This window comes from Pseudorhodoplanes sp., assembly GCF_050250235.1.
Taxonomy (GTDB): Bacteria; Pseudomonadota; Alphaproteobacteria; order Rhizobiales; family Xanthobacteraceae; genus Pseudorhodoplanes.
In genome coordinates, this window is record NZ_JBFWPA010000129.1 from 1 (window position 1) to 16,381 (window position 16,381).

Below are 16,381 nucleotides of genomic sequence, written 5' to 3' on the forward strand. Positions count from 1 at the left end.
TGAGTCGCCAGCTTGAACATCTCGACCGCGATCTGCGCGTCGTCAATGAAACCGTCGCGCTGCATGCAAGATATCACCTCACCGTAACGCCGCCGCTATCGCCTCCGATAAGACAGGCCGCCTGCAAGCTCGGAGCCGCGCGCTTCGACGAGTTCGCGGCGCAGGTCGGCAGGCGCGTTCATCTTGGGATGCCACTCATGCGCGAGACGATGGACCGTGTGAGCGAAACGAGTCCGCACCTCTTTACGGCCCAGCAAAGCGGCGTTGAGACCGATCCGCACGCCGCTCACGATGATACCGACGACAATGTCGTTGCAATGACGCCACGCCGGCCCGCTGCCGTCGAGGAGGACGGCAGCGATGGCGGCTTTCCGGCAGCAAACGGAAGCCCAGGATCCTGCGTCGAACACGGGTCACCAGAGCGGACCCCATGACGATGCGATCGACAGGCGCTCCTTTGTGCCGGCTTGGACAAGGGCATCGCAGCCGATCGAAGCTCTGGCGCAGAATTGGCGTCTGATTGCCTGTGTTTTTCTACCGTTCGCGGCCGGATTCTATCTCTCGTATCTGTTTCGGAACATCAATGCCGTGATTGCGGGTCCGTTGACGGCGGAGCTTGGGCTCGACGCAGGTCAGTTCGGACTGCTCACGTCCGTCTATTTTCTGACATTTGCTGCTGCGCAGCTTCCTGTAGGCATCCTCCTCGACCGCTACGGTCCGAGACGCGTTCAAAGCAGTCTCTTTGTCGTCGCGGCGTGTGGTGCCGCGCTTTTCGCACTTTCAGAGAGCTTTCTGCCGCTTGTCCTTTCTCGTGCGCTGATCGGTCTTGGCGTTGCCGCAGCTCTCGCGGCCGGCCTGAAAGCCATTGTGCTGTGGTTTCCGAAGGAACGGCTGCCGCTCGCCAATGGCTGGATGATCATGCTGGGTGCGCTCGGTGCGGTCACCGCAACCACACCAGTCGAGGCGCTGCTCGCTTCGATCGGCTGGAGAGAGCTCTTCCTTTTTCTTGCAGCGATAACAGCCGCGTGTGCGCTCACCATCTACCTGGTCGTGCCGGATGCCCCGTCCGCCGAGCCGGCCGTGAACAAAGAGACGGTCCCGGGTTTGCGCACCGTTTTCACGGATCGCCGGTTCTGGCGGCTCGCGCCGCTGTCGGCGACCTCGATCGGCACGGCCTGGGCGCTGCAGGGATTGTGGGCAGCGGCCTGGCTCACCGACGTGGAGCGCTTCGACCGCGCCTTGCTCGTGCGACACCTGCTCGTCATGGCCGTCGCGCTTTGCCTCGGCGCGCTTCTGATCGGCTGGGCCGCTGACCGGCTCCGAAATCGCGGCATCAGTCTGAGGACGCTTCTCGGATCTCTCGCAGCATTATTCATCGCGGCCCAACTCGCGCTGATCTTCCGCTGCTTCTCCTCGTCATACCTCCTATGGGCGATGATTGCGGCGGTCGGCTCTGGCACCGTGCTCAGCTTTGCAATCCTGGCCGAGTATTTTCCGAAAGAACTCACCGGTCGGGCGAACGCGGCACTGAATGTATTCCACATGGGTGGCGCCTTCGCGCTGCAGTGCCTGACAGGTTTTGTGATTCAGGCCTGGGCGAAGGATCACGGACATTACCCAGAAGTCGCCTATCAGACCGCCTTCGCCATCAATCTGCTGCTTCAGATCATTGCGCTTGTCTGGTTTTCGCTGCCGCGGCAGCAATCTCTGACGTCGGCCATCAGAGCCAGGCGCTATTCCGTCACCAGTGCGTCTGAATCGGTCGTCCGCTTTGGGATGAAAAAGCACACCACACCGAATCTTGCGCCGCATCCGCAAACCCCGTTCATGCGCTGCCTCACGTGTGGATCGATCCGTCCTTTGGGCGATCGACTGATGCCGATGGTCGCGCGCCCAGCCGTCTAACCCGCAAAGGAGGAAGCCATGGTCACACGTGTCTTGATCGCAACGGGTCTATTGCTGACTGTCACCGCGGCGATTGCGCAGCAGGTAACGCCGCAACGCGTGAAAACAATATCGCCGGCCGGCGCCATCAAACCGACAGGAACCTGGAATCTCGCAACGCGCGCAGGCGACTTCCTGTTCGTTGCGGGCATGCGCGGCATCGACCCGCAAACCAACACCCTCGTCGAAGGCGACGAGGCGCGGGTTCGTCAGGCTTTTCTCAATATGCGACTGGTCGCTCAATCCGAGGGCGCGACCCTCAACGACACGGTCCGCCTCGTTGTGTTTGTTAGCGACATGTTTCGGTTCCGTCCCATCGTCAACAAGGTGCAGGCCGAACTGTGGGGCAGGGAGCCTTACCCGCCTCGCACGATCGTCGAAGTGCAGCGCCTCAATCAAGACGACATCGTCGAGATCGAAGGCACTTTCTACGCTCCGAGGGTCGGCAAATAGGCTTGTCGGTGACCAAGAAGACGGGAGACCTCAAATTTCGGAGCAGGCGCTTGCCTCAGCGCAGCGCCGAGATGAAGTCCGATCCTAAGGCGGACGCTGCTCGCCGATAGGGATGGTCCTGAGCTCCGCTCGATGCTGTAGAGACCGTGGTCCTCCGGGTGATCCCGCGCGGTCGCGCTTCGACTTCGAGGGTCGGCCTGGCGACCCCTCCGTGGGGAAGGCCGCGCCCGCGGCCTTCCTGGAGAGGCGACCTTGCGGCAAGCGGTCCGGCTCCCGCAATGGCTGCGGCCGGCTATTTTCCGCCGCGCGCCGCCGAATAGACCCTCACATTATACATAGGAAGCGGCGCGCTTTGCATCGCGAGGCAAAATAGCCGGCCTCTGCCATCCTCCGCTCCGCTCCGGCCGCTGCGCTTCGCTCCGCGGTGCAGGGCAGGTCCGCCTGCCGCCTCTGGTCGCCGTGAAGGCCGCGATGGGCGCGGCCGTTCCGACGAAGGAGCATCCCCATGACGACCAACCGCGACGACACCGGCTACGAGCCGAATGCGTGCGCCACCGATCACGTCCTCACCGAACTGCAACTGCATGGCTATCGCCCGTTTCAGGACGAGCCCGACCCGCGGCCCATGCCAGACACGCGCCTTGTCGTCGGCGCCGTCGCCGACATCTTCGACGCGCTGGTGTCGACTCTGACCGATACGCGCCTCGAGCCGGACCTCGAAGACCTCCTGTGGTCGACCGTCAACCTGTTCCATCGCGCCAACGGCCGGATCGATCGCCAGCTCGACGACAACGAGCAGGCGCAACGCCGATGCCAGCGCGAACAGGACGGCTCAGAGATCCGCTCCGTCGAGCTCGAACGCCTGACGGCCGAGGGCATCACGCTCATCGAGCGGCGCACCGCCATCGAGTTCTTCCGCGACCAGGCCGCCGAGCACTTCGCGCGCCATACCGGCTCGCACTGGCATCCCCGCAACGGCTCGATGGTCAATCATCGGACATTGACCGCGGCGGTCATCGACAGCCGCGACTTCATCGCGGCCAAGCGCCGGAGCGAGACCGAAGTCATGCTGCCGTCGGGCCCAAAAGTCGCCTTCACCGGCGGCCTCGACTTTAACGATCACGGCCTGATCTGGGATCGTCTCGATCAGGCCCGCGCCAAGCACCCGGACATGGTGCTCCTGCACGGCGGATCGCCCAAGGGCGCCGAGCGCATCGCCGCCCGCTGGGCCGATCACCGCAAGATTCCGCAGATCGCCTTCCGTCCCGACTGGACGAAGCACGCCAAGGCCGCGCCGTTCAAGCGCAATGACGCGATGCTCGAGGCGATGCCGATCGCCGTTCTGGTCGCTCCAGGCTCCGGTATTCAGGCGAACCTCGCCGACAAGGCGCGTCGCCTCGGTATTCCGGTCTGGAAGCTCGGTCACGGTGGCGCATGAGCGCCGCCGTTCTCATCGCTCGCTGCGAACAAACAGCGACGGACGCGCGCCGTCGCTGTTGCCGCCTGCGCAATGTCCGCTATTCTCACGGTTGCGCCGTGGAGGTGGTGGAAGGCGCAACCCATGCAATTATTGTCACGGGAGTATCCACCATGCTCGCACTCGGCATCGTCCTCAACATCATCGGCCTCGGCTTATTCTGCTGGGTCTTGTTTATGCTCGCGATCTATGCGCTGCCCTTCTTCGTTGGCATGAATGCTGGTCTTTACGCGCACGAATCCGGGACCGGACCGCTCGGCGCGATCGGTCTTGGCATTGTCGCAGCAGCATTCGTGCTCGTCGTCGGACAAACGATCTTTTCGTTCGTCCGCACACCGATCCTGCGCATCGCAGTCGCGCTGATGTTCGCGGTGCCGGCCGCGCTCGCCGGTTACTATGCGACGTTCGGCCTATCCGGTCTCACCATGACGTCCGACATCTGGCGGCAGGTCTTCTCCGTCATCGGCGCGGTCGTGATCGGGGCCACGGCCTGGGCGCGGCTTGCGGCATCCCCGCCGGACGGACCGGGCGGAGTACCCGGAAGAACGGCACTATCGTAGGCCCAACGACACCGCGACCTGATGAGACGAGTGTCGCGCCGTCCCGTTCGCCACGGGTTCTGATCGGAGCGAGGCCGAAGCTCGGATTCTTCAGGCGTGACCTCGCCGGAGATGCGCGTCCGGTGGATCGCTTGTGGTAGTGGCGCGCCAGGCTCCGCCCGACTGAAGTTGCGGTGTCAGGGCGTTCTTGCCGCTTGTCTTCGGGGGCGGGACGTCGCCTGGATCGACAGGACGATTTTCAACATCCGCGCCTACGTGATCTTCGTGGCGGTGACGTTCGCTGACTTCTCCTTGCGCTGTTCCTGTTCCGAGCAGCGCGTCCATTCGGGTCTCTATGATGGCCTGACCTGGCCGGACACCGGCTGCGCCTCGTTCGACTAGCCGCAATGCCGGCGTTCAACTTTCTTCCCCTGGCGGCTGCGCCGCCATTCCTCGCGAGACAAGAAAGTTGCCCGCCTGGCATCCTCCGCTGCGCTTCGGTCCTTCGGATGCGGCGTCGATCGTCTCCGGCCTGCCGGTCGCCATCGAGACCGCGATGGTCGCGGCTCGGAAACTTCAGAGCAAGGAGAACTATCATGGCGAACATCGGCACCTTCACCAAGACCGAGCAGGGCTTCGTCGGCGAAATCGTCACCCTCAGCTTCCAGGCAAGGAACGTCCGCCTGGTCCCCGAACCCAGCACCAGCGACAACGCACCGAGCCACCGCGTCTATGTCGGACGGGCCGAGATCGGCGCCGCCTGGGCCAAGCGTTCCAACGAAAACCGCGACTACCTGTCGCTCAAGCTGGACGATCCGAGCTTCAATGCTCCGATCTACGCGAACCTCTTCCAGGACGAGGGCGGCGAAACCCATACGCTCATCTGGTCCCGCGGCCGCAAGGCCAACGCAGACTGAGCCGGCTTCCGAGACCCCGCCCGGTCCGCCGGGCGGGGTTCCTCTCTCCCGGACCAAGCCGGGGCCTGCCCGCACACACTATCGGGGCCGAGGCGGCCACCGTCGCCGGCTCGGCCGGCGTGTTCGCGTCCGGGCGCACGAATCACTAGTATATTGGGTGGAAGTATATTAGTGGTCCGGTGACCACTCCCGCATGAGAGTGCGGGCGATCGTGGCCAAGAATTTGCGGCGGCTCCGGCGGGCTAAAGACCTGTCGCAGGAAGAACTTGCCGACCGTGCAGGGATCAACCGCAACTATGTCGGAATGCTCGAGCGCGAACAGCACGCCGCCACCATCGACATGCTGGAGAAGCTTGCCGGCGTCCTCGACACCGATCCGGCTGAGTTCTTCCGGCGCGATACCAAGAAGTAATCTGGGTCTCTCACCGGCGCCGCCTCTTCAAAGACAGGGACACCGAACGCGATCACGGGACGGCCGTGTAACTATTCGTGAAAAGCTGACGGTAGTCGGATAAAATGAGTGATAGCGTAGATGGTTATACGCGATGCCGTTTCACATATCGATTCCTGACGACTTGGTATTTGGGTCTGCCGCTAGGCGCTCCCCTTTAGGACAAACGAGGAGATCGTGACCGTTCCAGCATTCCAAGATCAGCCGCCACAGCTCGACCGCGTCAGCGCGTATGACGAGAAACATCTCGCCAGTTACATACGTTTACTCGACGCGGAGGCGGAAGGCGCAGACTGGCGCGAAGCGGTTGCTTTCATCTTTGGAATCGATGCTGACAAAGAGCCCGACCGCGCCAAGCTTGTGTATGACAGTCATCTTGCACGCGCGCATTGGATGACCGAGAAGGGTTATCGTCATCTTCTTGAGCCGCGGATGCAATGAGGTTGCTTTCAAACGACGCAAGGAAGAAAAAACAATACTGCTTGCCTCTATTAGACCAATTTTTGAATACAACCGATTATATGTGTTATCGCCCCATTCCACTTTTGCGTCTATCATTAGTTGCGGTCTCGCGCATATTCACTGACGGCGATCCCATCGGTGATTAACAGCGAGAGTATCAATGTCTCATGCGTATGACTGGCGATCTCCCGACGCGGCCAAGCAACTGAGGCAACTCGATCGGGAGCAATTTGCAATCGAGTTTCTTCGTCGCAATCCTGCGTATGCAGAAGACTATCACAATACCCTCGAACGGACGCCTCCAAATCCATCCGCAACCGAAATCGCCATGGAGGGGCTCGCCCGCCGGTGGGGTTTGACCTTTTCCGCACGCACCAGATACCCCTGCATGGGTATCTCCTGGCTTGTGGCGGCCCGAGCTTTCTCCATCCACCGTTATGGTCGCCGCGGGGCAAACCGGATTCGACGCCGGATACTCAATCAACTTCGATGGCCTTTCGCCCGTGCTGATGAGCGTCGAAACGCGCGACGGCCGGCACGTGCTGCTCAACGATCCCACCGGACGCCATCGGCTCTGGTTCGTTGGTGGATTTCGTAGGCAAAGCCGCGCTTTCCTCATTCCCTTCGACGGCGACTTCAATGCACGCTTGCACAGCCTGCAGCGTCTGCACCGTCGTTTGACAGGTCGGCCGTCCGGACCTCTGCCTAGCAGACTGCAGCTTTCCGCGCGGCAACGCGCTCACTTCACGCTCCTTGTTCGGGCGCTTGACGGCGAACAGGAAGGCGCGACCCGGCGGGAACTTGCTGCGATCCTCCTTGACGAGGGAGCGCGTGATATTCCCGCGATCGAGTGGAAGAACTCGCCATTGCGCAAGCGCATCAACCGTGCCGTTGCGGCAGCAACCGCGATGATGAGCGGCGGTTACCTCACGCTGCTGCGTGGAGAGCCCAAGCGAGCCGAGAGATTTCAACGTCGTTGACTGCAAGACCGCAATTCCGCTCCTTCATTTGAACCGCACGGGGGGACATCCCAGGAGCCGCTCTGCCGCGGGTCTCCCCCATCGCCCCGATCCTCCGTCAGGCTTGCCTCCGATCCGTTGTCGTGTCCGGCAACACTTTGAACGGCCCCGGAGGCTTCCCCTTGAACTCCTCGTCTGCCCGCGTCACGCCGCGTTACGTCCGCACGCACGACGCTGCCGCCTATCTCGGCCTTTCCGGACGAACACTTGAGAAGCATCGTTGCACCGGCACAGGACCGGTCTTCCGCAAGCTTGGCGGCCGCGTTGTCTACGCGATTGAAGATCTGGACGCCTGGGCCGCCGAACGCGCACAAAAGTCGACGTCTGAATTCGTTCCGCAGACGGATTATCGCGGCATTCTCTCGGCGCGTCCCAAACCACACGGCCGCCAACGGAGCGAATGAATGCACCGCTCCGAATTCTATCGCGCGACATTAAGCGATGCACGTCCAGTTCGTCAGCTTGTTCATACGCAGCTACGGAGGAGTGTCATGAACCGGCGATCGCGCGCGAATACATTTACGCCGCGCCCCGCGGGCTGGCGCAAACCACGCATAAATCGGTCCCGGCCACGCATTAAGCATCGTCCCTTCGCAGTGCGACTGACCATCGACGTCACCCCCGACCTGCGCGCCCGAATCAAGATCGCAGCGTTCGAGCGCGGGATCACGGTGGCCTACATGCTGCGGCTTCTCCTGCTCAAAGCCTTTCCTCGCACGAAAGGAAACCGGCGATGAAGGGCGTTACCCTCCAACATATCTCGCGCGCGCCGAATGCGGATGCATCGCTCACCTTCGTCGAGCTGACTTTCCACAAACAGCGTGTCGAGAACCGCATTCGATTCGGCAAGCACTCCGGGCAGCAGGTTCTCGACCGCCATCGGCGTGTCCTGATCTTCACGCCGGGCTGCATTTTCTGTTTCGTGCGCTGGGCCGCCAACGATTACGGCACGATCCTGTCACGCGCCGACATCGTGCGCGCGGTTTCTCCCGGCGACCGTTACCAGACGCTGCCTTTCGTGCGTCCCGGTGGCGAAATCCTGCTCCGGATGGACGGCTGGCCCAAGGTCGAGCGCGTGCTGCAGGTGATCGACACCGTGGAAGCCCTGGGCATCAATCCGGCTGATGCTGCACCAGACTATTGGCGACACGTTCACAATCGTCTCTCCGTCAACGAGAACCCGCGCAACTATACGCAGACCCGCCATCGGGCTTGGCTCAAGCGGCGCGAGGTTAGTGCATGACCCGCATCGCCGCGGTGCTCGCTACAGCGTTTTCCACCATTGCCCTCGGCACGTCGATCTTCGTCGATCCGTCAAAGAGACTGATCTGGAACGCCAGCGCGAGCGCGCCGATCGGCCTCTATTTCATACAGCCAGCCGACGATCTCGATGTCACCGACCTCGTCGCCGTGGCTGCACCGCCGTTGATCGCGGAATTCCTGTCCGATCGCGGATATCTGCCGCTGGGAATGCCCATGATGAAGCGCGTCCTGGCGCTTCCGGGCGAAACGGTCTGTCGACACGGCCTCGATATCATCGCCTACCGTTCGAAAATTGGTCACGCCCGCGAGCGCGACAAGGCCGGCCGCGAAATGCCGGTCTGGCAGGGCTGCCGCCGTATCGGCGACGAAGAGCTCTTCCTCATGAATTTCGACGTCCCCGACAGCGTGGATGGCCGCTACTTCGGCCCGTTTCCGCGCGCTTCGATCATCGGGCGCGCCCAGCCTGTCTGGACCGACGAGGCAGACGACGGCCGTTTCCAATGGTGGGCAGCAACACGCTGACCGCCCCGCCGACCTTCTCATCAACCGCAGAAAGGAAACGAAACATGGCACAGATCGGCAGCTTCATCCGCACCAGGAACGGTTTTTCCGGGCGCCTGCGCACGCTCTCGCTCGACATCGAGCTGACGATCGTGCCGGCCGATCCTTCGGAAACCGAGAACGCGCCGAACTACCGCGTTCATGCCGGCAACGAGGAGGGACCAGAGGTTGGCGCGGGTTGGACCCGCACCGGAGAAAAGGCCGGTGAGTACGTCGCGCTCCAGATCGACGACCCTGCTTTCACACAGCCGATGCGCGCCAATCTGTTCCAGTCGGGAAGCGATCGTTCCGCATTCCATCTGCTCTGGACGCGCCCCGCAAAACGCGAAACGAAGACCTGATCCGTTGCGTCCCTAGACAATAGCGTGACCGAAGACATCCCGCGTTTCTTGCTAAAACCCTGGCCATTCCTCTGTTCGCGGAAAGCCTGGCTCATTCCTCCGTCCCGCTCGCGGTTCACGCAACCGTCGCGCGCAGCGGCGGTCAAGGGCGGCCGTAGGCCGGCGCTCGCGCCTTGCCCTTGACGGCCGCGAGCACGATGGCATCGGCGCGTCGTTCAGCGGGCGGAGGACAGTTCACGGAACGAAAGCGATGGACCTTGTAACCTTGGTGACGGCATGCACGCTCGCCGTCGATCCGAAACTGATGCACGCGCTGGTCTGGCACCAATCGGGCGGCGAACCGTGGGCGATCGCGGTACCAGGAGAACCTAACCCGCGCGCCTATCGAAGCATGCATGAGGCGATCCAGGAAGCCCGTGAGCTTACCGGCAGCACCGTCGCGCGTGTCGGTCTCGCTGGCGTTCCGGTGTCACCGGCGAAGGTCTCGGCATCCATCCTTCTGCCATGCCGGAACGTCGCAATGGCGGCGACCCAGATCGCCAGGCATGCGAGCCGCTGCAAGACCCACCCGCAGCTCAGAAGCGATCCGACCTTATGTTCTGTCGCAGTCTTTCGTGGCTCCTGGGAGCGGCCGGACATCATTTTTGCGGCCGATGTCGTCGCAACCGTCACGCAGGGCGACGCTCCGAACTTCGACATGCCGCGTGACACCCGACTGGACATTTTCGACCTCGTCGGCGATCACAATACAGACAGTGAACCGCCGGTCGTCGACATCACATCGACATTTGCTGAGCAGTCGCGCGGCTGGTCGAGCGCACTGTTCCCAACCAAGTCCAGACCGCCGGCGGAGCAATCCGAGCGCACCGCTGCTGCTCCGCCTGCAGCCAAACCGCCAACGCCTTCCGTTCCCGCAGCGTTTCCCTTCAAAAGCAATTTGCAAGATCACGACCTGTTTATGCGTCGCGTTGGCACCGGGCGTCCATGATGAACCGCATCGCAGGAAATCGAGAAGCTGCGAAGGCCGGCGTGCATAAGAGTGCGAGCCGGGAAGGGAGCGGCAACACGACCGTTGGAGGGCAAGATTAAAGCAAACGGTGCCCTCCGGTGCCCGTTTGCAAAATACGGTCGTGCGTGCAGTCGTTTAGACGACGCTTCCGGCTAGCGTCGCGCACGCCGCGATGTGCATTTTTCGATTTCGCATTTGCTTTCAATGCAAAACGCAGCCTGCGTCCTCTCGACGCTCTAACCACCAGGCCATCAGTAGGTCGCGCCGGCAACGGCGAGCCCGCATGACGCCACCGATCGCCAGTGTTTTTGCGCGACGGTACGACGACCGCCTGTTTGGCCTTGCAGACGAGCATCATGGGCGCATGCTCGCAGGCATGAGCGACACCGACTTCCACGTGCGGCCCGGCCGCATCCGCGAGCGTGGCACGCGCATCGGTGGACGCCGTCCGTCTTTCATCAACCAGGCGCTCAGGGCGGCGGCCAAGGCGAGGGGAGCGGCACTCACACCCGGGGAGTTTTCAGGCCGCAAACGTCGCGAGCCGGGCGCCAGACGCGGCCGGAAGGGGAAGTGTTCCCGCATCGGCCGCGGACAGGCCGCGGCCGAGCGCCTCCGGCGTTCCGTCGAGCGGCAAGGCCCCGGGCAGCGACTGCGCCGAGTCGTCGTCAAGGCGCATATTGCCCGGGTGAAACTCGGCAGCCGCAAGGCCGATGCCCACCTGCGCTATCTCCAGCGCGAGGGCACGACCCGCGACGGCGGCCGCGGCATCCTCTACGGACCTGACACCGACAACGCCGATGGCAAGGACTTCCTCGACCGTGGCCGCGAGGATCGACACCAGTTCCGCTTCATCATTTCTACCGAGGACAGCGATCGCATCGAGGATTTGCGGGGATTTACGCGTGACGTCATGCAGCAGATGCAGGAGGATCTCGGGACAAAGCTCGACTGGGTGGCGATCGATCATTTCAACACCGGTCACCCGCACAGCCACGTCCTGATCCGCGGCAAGGAAGAGTCCGGTAAGGACCTCATCATAGCCCAAGATTACATCACCGACGGCCTGCGTATCCGTTTCCAGGAGCGCGTGACCTTGGAGCTTGGTCCGGAGACGGACCTCGAGCTGCGGCAGAAGCTGGAGGCCGAGATGACTGCCGAGCGCTTCACGAGGATCGACCGCATCCTGGTGGAGGAAGTCCCGGCCCGGCTTCTCGACCTGCGGCCCGATGCTGGCCAGCTCCGCGCAAATCTCGACAAGACGCTGTTCGTGGGCCGGCTGAAGACACTCGAACGATATGGGCTGGCATCCGAGACCGAGTCCGGGATCTGGTCTTTCTCCGAGCGTCTGGAGCCAACGCTCCGGGAGCTTGGCGAGCGCGGCGACATCATCAAACGCATGCACCGGGCGTTGAGCGAGCGCGGCACCGAGCGCAGCGCATCGAGCTATGTGCTCGCCGGCGAGAGCCTCGCCGATCCGATCGTCGGTCGCCTGATCGATTGCGGCCTCGATGACGAGCTGAAGGGCACGGGCTATGCCGTGGTCGACGGCACTGATGGACGCACCCATCACATCAGGCTGCCCGATCTCGATGCTATCGGAGACGGGCCTCCCGGCTCGATTGTCGAGCTGCGCCGGTTCGAGGATGCATACGGTCGCGAGCGAATTGCGCTCGCAATTCGTTCTGACCTCGATCTCGAGGCCCAGGTGACCGCGTCGGGCGCGACCTGGATCGACCGTCAGCTCGTCGCGCGCGAGCCCGCGCCGATTGGGAGCGGCGGGTTCGGTGCCGAGGTGCGCGCGGCAATGGAGACCCGGAGCGAGCACCTGATCAAGCAGGGACTGGCGCGAAGGCAGGCGCAGCAGGTCATCTATGCGCGCAACCTGCTTGAGACGTTGCGCCGACGCGAACTCGAATCTATCGGCGAGAAGCTCACGGCCGAGATCGGCATGCCGTTCCGGAAGTCAACGAGCGGCGAATATGTCACCGGCCTATATCGCCAGCGACTGATGCTCGCGTCCGGCCGCTTCGCCATGATTGACGACGGGCTCGGCTTCCAACTCGTGCCGTGGTCGCCGTCTCTGGAGCGCCATCTCGGAAGGCATATATCTGGCGTCACCCGTACCGACGGCGGTATAGATTGGAATTTCGGTAGACAGCGGGGCCTTGGCCTGTAGCGACGGGCGCACTCAATAAGGGCCGTCGACACCCGGTCTCAAGACGCCTTCCACAACAACGAGGCCCTTCGCGACTTCCTCGCCTTTCGCCGTTAGGCGGATGACGGTGAGCTTCTCGACCGTTGAAGCCTCGATCAGACCGGTCCGTTCGAGCACCGCAAGGCACGCCGTGGTCTGCTCACGCGAGCAAGCAAGACCCACAAGTCCGAAATAAGAGCTAACGATCTCTTCGTTGCTCATGTAGGACGGCTCGCGCTGAAGCATCCGCAGCACGGCAAGGGTGCGATGCTCCGATTTGAGTTCCGCAAGCGGATCGGAACGGTTGGCTGGAAAATCGGTCATCCTGATCGCTTTGTAGGCTGCGCCTGCAGCGAATCTCAATCTAAGTATTTTTTCGCATGTTTGCGCCCGTTTGCGATACCGCCTTGATCACGGTTGAACGCGTCCATGAGCCACGTTTTCATCGACACTGCTATTGTCGAACTCGGAAGGCACCGTGACTGCGACCAAGATTCTCTGGGGTCAGATCCTCACCGTCTTCACGATCGTGCTCTCGACGACATGGAGCGCAACGCAATGGACGGCGTGGCGGCTCGGCTTCCAGCAGCAGCTCGGCGCCTCATGGTTTGATCTTGGCGGCCTGCCGGTCTATCCGCCGCCGGCCTTCTTCTGGTGGTGGTACTTCTTCGACGCGTATGCGCCGCGCATCTTCCTTGAAGGCGCCGCGATCGCCGCATCCGGCGGCTTCACAGCCATCGCTGTCGCCATTGGCATGTCGGTCTGGCGCGCCCGCGAGGCGAAGAACGCAGAGACCTATGGCTCGGCGCGCTGGGCGAATGCTGATGAGGTGAGGGCGGCCGGTCTCCTCCGCCCGGACGGGGTCGTCCTCGGCCGCTTCGACGGTGAGTATCTCCGCCACGACGGACCCGAGCATGTATTGTGCTTCGCGCCGACAAGATCGGGCAAAGGCGTGGGCCTGGTCGTGCCGTCGCTCCTGACTTGGCCGGGTTCGGCGATTGTGCATGACATCAAGGGCGAGAACTGGCAGCTCACCGCCGGGCTACGATCGCGTTTCGGTCGTGTCGTGCTTTTCGATCCAACCAATGCCGAGAGCGCCGCGTACAACCCGCTGCTCGAGGTCCGTCGCGGCGAGTGGGAGGTGCGGGACGTGCAGAACGTCGCCGACGTCCTGGTCGATCCGGAGGGCTCTTTGGAGAGGAGGAACCACTGGGAGAAGACCAGCCACTCGCTGCTGGTCGGGACTATCCTTCATGTCCTCTATGCCGAGGAGGACAAGACGCTGGCAGGCGTCGCGTCCTTCCTCTCCGATCCGCGTCGTCCGATCGAGACTACGCTGGTCGCGATGATGACGACACCGCATCTTGGCAAAGAGCGGCCGCATCCCGTCGTCGCCTCGGCCGCCAGGGAATTACTGAATAAATCCGAAAATGAGCGGTCGGGGGTTCTCTCCACCGCCATGTCGTTCCTCGGGCTCTATCGCGATCCGGTGGTGGCGCAGGTCACGCGGCGGTGTGATTGGCGTATTGCGGATCTCGTTGAGGGCGTGAAGCCGGCGACGCTCTATCTTGTCGTACCACCCTCCGACATCAGCCGGACGAAGCCGCTCATCCGCCTCGTGCTCAACCAGATCGGTCGACGGCTCACCGAGGATCTGAAAGCGAGCGACCGCCGCAATCGCGTCTTGCTGATGCTTGACGAATTCCCTGCACTGGGCCGCCTGGACTTCTTCGAGTCCGCGCTCGCGTTCATGGCTGGCTACAAGCTCAAGTCGTTCCTGATTGCGCAGTCGCTGAATCAGATCGAGAAGGCCTACGGCGCCAACAACTCGATCCTCGACAATTGTCATGTGCGCGTGAGCTTTGCGACCAATGACGAGCGTACTGCCAGGCGTGTGTCCGACGCGCTCGGCACCGCAACCGAAATGCGTGCGATGAAGAACTATGCCGGCCACAGGCTCAGCCCGTGGCTGGGACATCTAATGGTGTCCCGCCAGGAAACCGCGCGCCCGCTGATGACACCCGGTGAGGTGATGCAGCTTCCGCCCGACGACGAGATCGTAATGGTCTCCGGCGTTCCGCCGGTCCACGCGAAGAAGGCGCGTTATTTCGAAGACCGGCGTCTCGCCGAACGCGTCTTACCTCCGCCGAGACCAGGCGACCTCAAGCCGCAACCAAAGTCCGACAACTGGTCCGTGCTCGCGCAGATCCACCCGCTGGTGCCGCCCGCCGGGGGACACAATGCGGGCGAGACCACAGCCGCGAGCGCCGCGCCATCACCGAACATCCAGCGCAACTCCGATCCGGCCAATGGAGGCATTCGCCGCGAGCCCGGCCTTGAACGCCACAAGGATATTGCCCCAGAGGCCGCCTGGCCGTTCCCGGACGAATTCGAGCCCGATCGCACCGAGAGCGACGATGATACGGTACGGGTACGCACCCTTACTCGAACAATGCGGCAGGTCGCGCGTCAGGCGGCGATGGATCCTGGAGACGGGATCAAGCTCTGACATGGAAAAGAAAATCCGTCTCTCCGTCTATCTCGATCCCGACGTGATGCGCTTGCTCGCCGACTTCGCAGACCGGCGCCGCAAGTCGCGCTCCCTCGTTGCTGAAGCCGCAATCGCCTCGTTCCTCTCTCCCGATGCAGACGAACGTGGTGAAGCAACGACCGTGAAGCGTCTCGATCGCATCGATCGCCGTATGCAGCGGCTTGAGCGCGATCTCGGCATTGCGGTCGAAACGCTTGCGATATTCATCCACTTCTGGCTCGCATCGACGCCGCAAGTGCCGGACGATGCCCAAGCTGCGACTCGGTCGAAAGCTCACGAGCGATATGGCCGCTTCCTAGAAGCGTTGGGACGTCGGCTCGCTCACGGTCCTACGCTAAGACAAGAAGTTGGTGAGGACATCCAAAAGCCCTAATGTACAACATGACGGGTTGCTCGATTGAGCTCGGTGATCAGGAAATTGTCGATAAGAATAGCTTGCGCATTGCAGAATTCATCGGGTTCGCTGCGTCGGTTGTAATCCACACGCGCAAATAGTCTTCATTCGAGCAGCAATTCCGTACCTCGGAAGCGCCGTGCGACATTTAACGTAACGCAGTTGAGACCGCTGCCTCCACCTTAGGAAACAACCCTTTTTTGTCGGCTGATCCAAATGTCCAAGGCAAGAATTGTTTTCGATGCGTCTGAGCGGCGGTGACATGGACATTATAGCGGCCGCTTGAGCTAGAATGGTTATGACCGCGGCTTACCTTTTCGCGCTCTTGCAAATGCACGATCGCTAGCCATAAACCGCTCAACCATCAACGGCACGACCTTGACCGGATCGGGTCCTGGTTGCCCGGTTTCTCGCCCGATCGCTTGTGCATACGCGAGCAAGTCACGATGCACTGGGCCGGCAAACTCGATCGTCAGTTTGACCGGCTTGTCGTCCTCAATCGCGCCAAGCTTCAGCTTGGTCATCGGCGTCCCTCCTGCTGTCCGTAGGGCGCCATCACAAGATCATATGCCGTCTTGTGGGCTATGCCGCGTTGCGTGTTGAGCGGCAGCAAAAGGGGCCAAAAATTCCGGGGTTCTGGGATGCCATATGTCGGCATAGTCCTGTCTCCTACAGTTGATTGAGGAACGCGAGCAGCCGGTCATCGGGGCGGAACTTGCCCGGCTTGCTGTCGAAAGGGATGGTCTTGGCGAGGATCTTTTCCTTCAGCGCCAGATCGGCATCGAGATAGATCTGAGTGGTTTCAA

19 protein-coding genes and 2 pseudogenes are annotated in these 16,381 nt (G+C 62.2%); 19 read left to right on the plus strand and 2 right to left on the minus strand.

The window, feature by feature from the left end; all coding sequences use genetic code 11:
* The 17 genes and pseudogenes from AB7F49_RS31785 to AB7F49_RS31865 form a co-directional block, all read left to right on the plus strand.
* Positions 1 to 434: pseudogene (locus AB7F49_RS31785) on the plus strand (hypothetical protein); the annotation flags it as partial.
* Entirely contained in the window at positions 361 to 1,905 is a 1,545-nt protein-coding gene (locus AB7F49_RS31790; RefSeq protein WP_428529842.1) for an MFS transporter, read from the plus strand. The pseudogene AB7F49_RS31785 and the gene AB7F49_RS31790, both read left to right, overlap by 74 nt.
* 18 nt (positions 1,906 to 1,923) lie before the next feature.
* The gene (locus AB7F49_RS31795; protein WP_428529843.1) at positions 1,924 to 2,397 is read left to right on the plus strand and encodes a RidA family protein; all 474 of its coding nucleotides are present in this window, start codon (positions 1,924 to 1,926) and stop codon (positions 2,395 to 2,397) included.
* A gap of 505 nt (positions 2,398 to 2,902) precedes the next feature.
* On the plus strand, positions 2,903 to 3,835 hold the full coding sequence (locus tag AB7F49_RS31800) for a DUF2493 domain-containing protein (RefSeq protein WP_428529844.1): 933 nt from the start codon (positions 2,903 to 2,905) through the stop codon (positions 3,833 to 3,835).
* A gap of 152 nt (positions 3,836 to 3,987) precedes the next feature.
* Positions 3,988 to 4,434, plus strand: a complete 447-nt coding sequence (locus tag AB7F49_RS31805; protein ID WP_428529845.1) for a hypothetical protein — start codon at positions 3,988 to 3,990, stop codon at positions 4,432 to 4,434.
* A 96-nt stretch (positions 4,435 to 4,530) separates the two neighbouring features.
* Entirely contained in the window at positions 4,531 to 4,815 is a 285-nt protein-coding gene (locus tag AB7F49_RS31810) for a hypothetical protein (RefSeq protein ID WP_428529846.1), read from the plus strand.
* 194 nt (positions 4,816 to 5,009) lie between these two features.
* The gene (locus AB7F49_RS31815) at positions 5,010 to 5,330 is read left to right on the plus strand and encodes a DUF736 domain-containing protein (protein WP_428529847.1); all 321 of its coding nucleotides are present in this window, start codon (positions 5,010 to 5,012) and stop codon (positions 5,328 to 5,330) included.
* Positions 5,331 to 5,523: 193 nt separating this feature from the next.
* Complete coding sequence (locus tag AB7F49_RS31820) at positions 5,524 to 5,742, plus strand: helix-turn-helix domain-containing protein (RefSeq protein ID WP_428529848.1); 219 nt, start codon at positions 5,524 to 5,526, stop codon at positions 5,740 to 5,742.
* Positions 5,743 to 5,958: 216 nt separating this feature from the next.
* On the plus strand, positions 5,959 to 6,222 hold the full coding sequence (locus AB7F49_RS31825) for a DNA -binding domain-containing protein (protein WP_428529849.1): 264 nt from the start codon (positions 5,959 to 5,961) through the stop codon (positions 6,220 to 6,222).
* 181 nt (positions 6,223 to 6,403) lie between these two features.
* Positions 6,404 to 6,595: pseudogene (locus tag AB7F49_RS31830) on the plus strand (transcriptional regulator domain-containing protein); the annotation flags it as partial.
* Positions 6,596 to 6,647: 52 nt separating this feature from the next.
* The gene (locus AB7F49_RS31835; RefSeq protein WP_428529850.1) at positions 6,648 to 7,223 is read left to right on the plus strand and encodes a DUF2285 domain-containing protein; all 576 of its coding nucleotides are present in this window, start codon (positions 6,648 to 6,650) and stop codon (positions 7,221 to 7,223) included.
* A gap of 161 nt (positions 7,224 to 7,384) precedes the next feature.
* Positions 7,385 to 7,666 carry a helix-turn-helix transcriptional regulator gene (locus AB7F49_RS31840; protein ID WP_428529851.1) on the plus strand — a complete coding sequence of 94 codons (282 nt, stop codon included), beginning with the start codon at positions 7,385 to 7,387 and terminating at the stop codon, positions 7,664 to 7,666.
* 329 nt (positions 7,667 to 7,995) lie between these two features.
* Positions 7,996 to 8,505: a DUF2840 domain-containing protein gene (locus AB7F49_RS31845; protein WP_428529852.1), complete on the plus strand. Its 510-nt coding sequence runs from the start codon at positions 7,996 to 7,998 to the stop codon at positions 8,503 to 8,505.
* Complete coding sequence (locus AB7F49_RS31850; protein ID WP_428529853.1) at positions 8,502 to 9,047, plus strand: S26 family signal peptidase; 546 nt, start codon at positions 8,502 to 8,504, stop codon at positions 9,045 to 9,047. The genes AB7F49_RS31845 and AB7F49_RS31850 overlap by 4 nt, the downstream gene beginning before the upstream one ends.
* 44 nt (positions 9,048 to 9,091) lie before the next feature.
* Entirely contained in the window at positions 9,092 to 9,427 is a 336-nt protein-coding gene (locus tag AB7F49_RS31855) for a DUF736 domain-containing protein (RefSeq protein WP_428529854.1), read from the plus strand.
* Positions 9,428 to 9,677: 250 nt separating this feature from the next.
* Positions 9,678 to 10,415 carry a hypothetical protein gene (locus AB7F49_RS31860; RefSeq protein ID WP_428529855.1) on the plus strand — a complete coding sequence of 246 codons (738 nt, stop codon included), beginning with the start codon at positions 9,678 to 9,680 and terminating at the stop codon, positions 10,413 to 10,415.
* A 397-nt stretch (positions 10,416 to 10,812) separates the two neighbouring features.
* Positions 10,813 to 12,612, plus strand: coding sequence for a relaxase/mobilization nuclease domain-containing protein (locus AB7F49_RS31865; RefSeq protein WP_428529860.1), 1,800 nt, complete (start codon positions 10,813 to 10,815; stop codon positions 12,610 to 12,612).
* Positions 12,613 to 12,624: 12 nt separating this feature from the next.
* Here AB7F49_RS31865 and AB7F49_RS31870 read toward each other — a convergent pair whose 3' ends face one another.
* Complete coding sequence (locus tag AB7F49_RS31870) at positions 12,625 to 12,954, minus strand: hypothetical protein (RefSeq protein ID WP_428529856.1); 330 nt, start codon at positions 12,952 to 12,954, stop codon at positions 12,625 to 12,627.
* Positions 12,955 to 13,108: 154 nt separating this feature from the next.
* Here AB7F49_RS31870 and AB7F49_RS31875 point away from each other — a divergent pair, with 154 nt between their 5' ends.
* A complete protein-coding gene (locus AB7F49_RS31875; RefSeq protein WP_428529857.1) occupies positions 13,109 to 15,139 on the plus strand; it encodes a conjugal transfer protein TraG in 2,031 nt (676 codons plus the stop codon).
* A 1-nt stretch (position 15,140) separates the two neighbouring features.
* Positions 15,141 to 15,554, plus strand: coding sequence for a CopG family transcriptional regulator (locus AB7F49_RS31880; RefSeq protein WP_428529858.1), 414 nt, complete (start codon positions 15,141 to 15,143; stop codon positions 15,552 to 15,554).
* Positions 15,555 to 15,871: 317 nt separating this feature from the next.
* Here AB7F49_RS31880 and AB7F49_RS31885 read toward each other — a convergent pair whose 3' ends face one another.
* Positions 15,872 to 16,099: a DUF2274 domain-containing protein gene (locus tag AB7F49_RS31885; protein ID WP_428529859.1), complete on the minus strand. Its 228-nt coding sequence runs from the start codon at positions 16,097 to 16,099 to the stop codon at positions 15,872 to 15,874.
* Between the last annotated feature and the right edge of the window lie 282 nt (positions 16,100 to 16,381).

Bases quoted from the DNA above. Each gene is read 5' to 3' on its own strand.
- AB7F49_RS31790 (WP_428529842.1), top strand. From the start codon at position 361: ATGGCGGCTTTCCGGCAGCAAACGGAAGCCCAGGATCCTGCGTCGAAC.
- AB7F49_RS31795 (WP_428529843.1), top strand. From the start codon at position 1,924: ATGGTCACACGTGTCTTGATCGCAACGGGTCTATTGCTGACTGTCACC.
- AB7F49_RS31800 (WP_428529844.1), top strand. From the start codon at position 2,903: ATGACGACCAACCGCGACGACACCGGCTACGAGCCGAATGCGTGCGCC.
- AB7F49_RS31805 (WP_428529845.1), top strand. From the start codon at position 3,988: ATGCTCGCACTCGGCATCGTCCTCAACATCATCGGCCTCGGCTTATTC.
- AB7F49_RS31815 (WP_428529847.1), top strand. From the start codon at position 5,010: ATGGCGAACATCGGCACCTTCACCAAGACCGAGCAGGGCTTCGTCGGC.
- AB7F49_RS31820 (WP_428529848.1), top strand. From the start codon at position 5,524: ATGAGAGTGCGGGCGATCGTGGCCAAGAATTTGCGGCGGCTCCGGCGG.
- AB7F49_RS31845 (WP_428529852.1), top strand. From the start codon at position 7,996: ATGAAGGGCGTTACCCTCCAACATATCTCGCGCGCGCCGAATGCGGAT.
- AB7F49_RS31850 (WP_428529853.1), top strand. From the start codon at position 8,502: ATGACCCGCATCGCCGCGGTGCTCGCTACAGCGTTTTCCACCATTGCC.
- AB7F49_RS31855 (WP_428529854.1), top strand. From the start codon at position 9,092: ATGGCACAGATCGGCAGCTTCATCCGCACCAGGAACGGTTTTTCCGGG.
- AB7F49_RS31860 (WP_428529855.1), top strand. From the start codon at position 9,678: ATGGACCTTGTAACCTTGGTGACGGCATGCACGCTCGCCGTCGATCCG.
- AB7F49_RS31865 (WP_428529860.1), top strand. From the start codon at position 10,813: ATGAGCGACACCGACTTCCACGTGCGGCCCGGCCGCATCCGCGAGCGT.
- AB7F49_RS31870 (WP_428529856.1), bottom strand. From the start codon at position 12,954: ATGACCGATTTTCCAGCCAACCGTTCCGATCCGCTTGCGGAACTCAAA.
- AB7F49_RS31880 (WP_428529858.1), top strand. From the start codon at position 15,141: ATGGAAAAGAAAATCCGTCTCTCCGTCTATCTCGATCCCGACGTGATG.
- AB7F49_RS31885 (WP_428529859.1), bottom strand. From the start codon at position 16,099: ATGACCAAGCTGAAGCTTGGCGCGATTGAGGACGACAAGCCGGTCAAA.